Below are 4,948 nucleotides of genomic sequence, written 5' to 3'. Positions count from 1 at the left end.
TAGTTCATGCCTTTAATATACGAAAAATAATCCTGCCTTGCGTATGCGTACGCGCGGTCTGGCTTTATTCCTAATAATATCTAATAAGTTTATTATAAAAGTAGGAAATATTTTTGAGGAATCATTATTACACTACAAAAGTAACAACTGGCATAGTTATGACTACGAAATAAAGATATCAAAAGTAAACTCAAACCTTTATAGAATAAATTTCTCAGCCAAAGGACCAAACTCAATCAATGAAAAAATTGAAGTAGTTCTAAACTAAGTTTAAGAAACCTCTCCCAATTCTAAACAAAATTTATTATGCTCAAATTCATTAGTTTGCTACTGTTTTTTGCTTTTTTAGTAAATTCTTGTTATCGTACAACTTGGGAAAAAAAAGCCATAAAAAGAGGCTTTTGGTTAGATAAATCTGAAGTCAATTGCCCAGATTTTAAAATTGAAACAGCTAACGTCCCTTTTTACGATGCCATAGAAGATAAATGGAAAAATGGTTCGATGGCGGAAACTCTTATTATTGAAAAAATTGAAAACAAGATATCTTTAAAGGATAGTAAATGCGAAAATCCAACGAAATTCTCCTTCCTCTTTGGTACTTACTATATCACCTCTTATGATTCATTAAACAATAGTTTCTCTCTAGTTAAACCATGGTATATCCATTACTACTTGAAAAAAGGCAAAAACCGACTGCCTAAACATTGGAAATGGTCATTCCAACCTCCGAAATATAAAGAAAACAGAACTTTGCTCCTATCTAGAATAAACAAAGATTCTATTTCATGTATACTAAAAATACAACCTGATATTGACAAAGGTTTTGTATATAAAAGTAGTGGAATTATTTCTTATTGGGGTGAAACAAAAAACTAACATAATAACAAAGTCAATAACAATATCTAGTATAATAACTGTCTGTTATTGGAGTTAAACTATTAAAAAAAGAAGTCATACTAAGTTCATTTTTCGCTACTGATTGAGCTATAGTTTTATACAAGAATGTCTTATTATTTTTAATAAAGAATAACTTTTATTATCAATTCGTTATAATTCCACTAGCAAAAACTAAATCTAATTTTCATGAGAAGGCATATCCTAAAGCTACATGTGCTATTTATACTAATTTTCAGTCTTGTTGGTATTAGTAGTTCAACAAAATATAAACTTACGAAAAAGGAAATAAGCGACATTTATAAAGAAGCTGGATTGAATGAAAACATTTCATATGACTCATTTAAAAAAGCTTGCACTGGTTACAATAATCTACCCTATAGTAGTAAGATCATCGCTATAATTGATTTCTCCTTGCCCTCTTACAAAAAAAGATTTGCTGTTATTGATCTTGAAAAAAGGAAATTACTTTATCATACCTATACTGCTCATGGAAAAAATACAGGTAATTTATATGCTACACATTTTTCAAATAAAAATGGCTCCCTAAAATCTAGTTTGGGCTTTTATAAAACTGGTCAAACTTATCAAGGAAAATATGGTTACTCTCTTAGGCTTTTGGGACTTGAGAAAGGAATAAATGATCAGGCATTAAATAGAGCTATTGTTATCCACCCTGCTGAGTATGTATCTGAAGAATTCATCCGAAGATATAAAATGTCTGGAAGAAGTTGGGGCTGCCCTGCCCTACCACCTAAAGTCTCATCTAAAATCATCAATTGTATCAAAGGTGGACAATACTTATTTATCTATGCAAAAAAAGAAGATTACTTTAATTCCTCCAATTACCTCAAATAAAAACTACACTCAATACAATATATATCACAATAATTAATTCAAGAAATTTAAAACCTTAACATCAAATGCTTGCACATCAAGTAAAATTTCTCTCCATTTTCTGTTTATTAAATTCATTAGTAATCTTAAATGCTCAAAATAGTCTTGAAATAGAAGTTTTAAATTGTAATGAAAACAACAGTTCGGGGCATATAGAGTATCTAAACTTATACCAAAATGATTCTTTAATAAAGGTTTTAGATAGGCATGAAATGGATTCTCCTATCAAAAATTTACAGCTAGGAATATACCAATTAAAATACACCTCTATTTTTGGAAAAAAACATTCAATTCATTTTGAGATTCAATCAAAATCTAAAAAACAAATAGTTGTTTGTGCTGACTATATTGAACATGAAAAAGAAAACTATATCCCGTTTATAGATCAGATAAAAAATGATGAAGAGTATTCCATAAAACTATTTTCGTCTGGTTGTTTTTATTTTTCTAAAGATACCATAATTATTTCTAAATTTGATAACACCTTCTTCATCAGTTATAAAGGATACAAAAAGCAATTAGAAAATAAAGATGTTCAAAAGTTGCGATTTTTTGAAATTGAACTAAATGCATTATCGACAGGTGGAGGCTGCACAAGTTCTACTTCTTATTCCTTTACTTTTAAAGATAAAGTATTCGAAAAAACAGATGACAGTTGCAAGTGGAGGGGGCTACATTTTTTCATGGAAACAATAAAACAAGATTACTGATAACAATACACATATCATCATGGCAGGATTAAGCTAAACCTGCAACCTACTTCTCTTATAAGAGCATGACTATCATTCATAATTTCTACACAACTATATCGCCTTAGGTTAATAGAACTCTTAAAAATTAAAAATGACAGTACATTTAATTAAAATAATCCTCCTAATTACTCTTTCAAATAGCTTTTTGGCTTGTAACGGGCAAGGGACATCTAACTCTAAACAAACTGAAACAAAGGTCTCGAAATTGGGTAAGTTAGTTTCAACACTAGATCATCAAATTTGGACCATATTTCAAGACAGTAAAGGAAATTTTTGGTTTGGAAGTAATGGAAACGGCATCTATCACTTCAACGGAAAAGCACTCACGCAGATTACCTCAACGGATGGATTAGTGAATAATATGATTCGTGGAATACAGGAAGATGAGAAAGGTAATATTTACATTGAAACGCCTGAAGGTGTAAGTCAATTTGATGGAACCCAATTTACAACTCTAAAGGTTATAAAATCAGCAAACAGCCAATGGAAACTCACTCCAAATGACTTGTGGTTCAATTGCAATGGAAATGCTAATAATGTTTATCGCTATGATGGTGAGAATCTTTATGAACTAGAACTCCCCAAGCAAGATATTCAAAAAAATCTTGGAATTGATGAGACCCAAATTTCGTATAGTCCATATACCGTTTTTGGAGTCAATAAAGATAAGAGTGGAAATCTTTGGTTGGGAACTGTACTAGCAGGTGCCTTTCGTTTTGATGGACATTCATTTCTGTGGGTTGGAGAAAAAGAACTCTCAAGACTCCCTGATGGACGAGAACCAGGTGTTCGCTCTATTCTGGAGGATAATGATGGACATATTTGGTTGAGTAATTTTAAAAGCAAGTATAGCATCAAACCCAATTTACCCAAAGGCTATGAGCAACAAACAGCCGTAGAACTTTCTAGAGAAACTGGAAGGGATAAAATACTTTATTTCAATTCTGGACTTGCAGATGATAAAGGTCATTTATGGATGACAACCTATGGTGGCGGAGTTTGGAAATATGATGGGAAATCACTCTCCAATATTGAAATCAAAAATGGAACTAAAGATGTTCTCCTAATTTCTATTTATCAAGACAACAATGGAGTAATTTGGCTTGGGACAAACAATGATGGCGTATACAAACAAAATGGGATGACATTTGAAAAGTTTAAACCGAATCTATAAAATACTGTTCCCTGCAATGGAACTTACATAATACTACTGACGGGGCATTTACGAAAAAAAGCGTTACCCTATAGAGCAACGCCATATACTTGTCGTACCTTGTTTTAGTTCAACTTTGCCAACAGTAGCTCTGCTACTAATTCTGAAGAAGCAGGATTTTGCCCTGTAATGAGCAAGCCATCTTCTAAGGCATAAGGTTTCCAATCTTCTTTTTTAGAATATTGCCCCCCATTTTTTTCTAGCATTTCCTCTACTAAGAAAGGCACTACCTCTGTCAATTCAACTGCTTTTTCTTCTGAATTGCTAAAGCCTGTTACTTTTTTTCCTTTTACTAGTGGTTCTCCTGCTTCGTTCTGTGTATGTTTAAAAACAGCAGGAGCATGACAAACTGCTGCTACTGGCTTATTATTATTATAAAATGCTTCAATCAAAGCAATTGAGTTCTTGTTTTCAGCCAAATCCCACAATGGACCATGTCCTCCAGGAAAAAATACAGCATCATAATCTTTTTGGTCAATTGTTTCTAGCTTCAAGGTATTTGCCAATGCTTCTTGCGTTTGAGAATCCTCATTAAAACGTTTGGTAGCAGAAGTTTGGGCACTTGGTTCTTTGCTTTTGGGGTCAATTGGAGGTTGTCCTCCCTTTGGCGAAGCCAATGTTATTTCTACTCCCTTATCTTTCAAAAAGTAGTATGGGCTAGCAAACTCCTCTACCCAAAAACCCGTTTTTTTGCCTGTATCCCCTAGTTCATCGTGACTTGTTAGAATGAATAATACTTTTTTCATTTTGATTGTTTTCTATTTTATTAGTGATTTATGAATGATTACTTATATAACAGATTTTCCACAGACTTGTTTTAATAAAACACCAAAGGCATTACGATTACTAGCTTCAATTCTTTGTCAAAAGAAAAAGGAGATGCCCAAAAGACATCTCCCATTTTAATTTATTTTGATCTAGTGTTTGGTTGTACCACCAATTATTCCACTATAATCTTTTCTGTAATAACCTTGTTGTCTATCACTAATCTTGCTAAGTACACTCCTGAAGGATAATCCGTCATGTCAATCTCGTAGTTTTGCTCCAAACTTTCTTGGGGCTCAAAGGATTGTAATACTTGACCTGTAATACTCATGATGCTCAATTGCACATCTGTTGTTTCTGCCAACACTAAGTTAACAAATACACGCCCTTCTGTTGGGTTTGGATACAATTTGAATAAATCCAATGC

At 32.6% G+C, this 4,948-nt stretch carries 6 protein-coding genes; 4 read left to right on the top strand and 2 right to left on the bottom strand.

The window, feature by feature from the left end:
* The first annotated feature begins 306 nt into the window (after nt 1–306).
* From CG11_RS28685 to CG11_RS28670, 4 genes are all read left to right on the top strand, one after another.
* Entirely contained in the window at nt 307–876 is a 570-nt protein-coding gene (locus CG11_RS28685; RefSeq protein WP_052600345.1) for a hypothetical protein, read from the top strand.
* 207 nt (nt 877–1,083) lie between these two features.
* A complete protein-coding gene (locus CG11_RS28680; RefSeq protein ID WP_081909687.1) occupies nt 1,084–1,752 on the top strand; it encodes a murein L,D-transpeptidase catalytic domain family protein in 669 nt (222 codons plus the stop codon).
* Between the two features lie 65 nt (nt 1,753–1,817).
* Nucleotides 1,818–2,501, top strand: a complete 684-nt coding sequence (locus CG11_RS28675) for a hypothetical protein (RefSeq protein ID WP_052600344.1) — start codon at nt 1,818–1,820, stop codon at nt 2,499–2,501.
* A 133-nt stretch (nt 2,502–2,634) separates the two neighbouring features.
* On the top strand, nt 2,635–3,717 hold the full coding sequence (locus tag CG11_RS28670) for a two-component regulator propeller domain-containing protein (RefSeq protein WP_052600343.1): 1,083 nt from the start codon (nt 2,635–2,637) through the stop codon (nt 3,715–3,717).
* Between the two features lie 104 nt (nt 3,718–3,821).
* Here the strand turns inward: CG11_RS28670 and CG11_RS28665 are convergent, their stop codons facing one another.
* The gene (locus CG11_RS28665; protein WP_052600342.1) at nt 3,822–4,502 is read right to left on the bottom strand and encodes a type 1 glutamine amidotransferase domain-containing protein; all 681 of its coding nucleotides are present in this window, start codon (nt 4,500–4,502) and stop codon (nt 3,822–3,824) included.
* Nucleotides 4,503–4,696: 194 nt separating this feature from the next.
* A partial coding sequence (locus tag CG11_RS28660) for a T9SS type A sorting domain-containing protein (RefSeq protein WP_072011025.1) occupies nt 4,697–4,948 on the bottom strand: 252 nt, incomplete at its 5' end.

Source organism: Aureispira sp. CCB-QB1, from assembly GCF_000724545.1.
GTDB lineage: Bacteria > Bacteroidota > Bacteroidia > Chitinophagales > Saprospiraceae > Aureispira.
This window is presented reverse-complemented; position numbering and strand designations above follow the sequence as displayed.

Excerpts from the sequence above, each read along its gene's own strand:
- CG11_RS28685 (WP_052600345.1), top strand. The coding sequence starts at position 307 with ATGCTCAAATTCATTAGTTTGCTACTGTTTTTTGCTTTTTTAGTAAAT.
- CG11_RS28675 (WP_052600344.1), top strand. The coding sequence starts at position 1,818 with ATGCTTGCACATCAAGTAAAATTTCTCTCCATTTTCTGTTTATTAAAT.
- CG11_RS28665 (WP_052600342.1), bottom strand. The coding sequence starts at position 4,502 with ATGAAAAAAGTATTATTCATTCTAACAAGTCACGATGAACTAGGGGAT.
- CG11_RS28670 (WP_052600343.1), top strand. The coding sequence starts at position 2,635 with ATGACAGTACATTTAATTAAAATAATCCTCCTAATTACTCTTTCAAAT.
- CG11_RS28680 (WP_081909687.1), top strand. The coding sequence starts at position 1,084 with ATGAGAAGGCATATCCTAAAGCTACATGTGCTATTTATACTAATTTTC.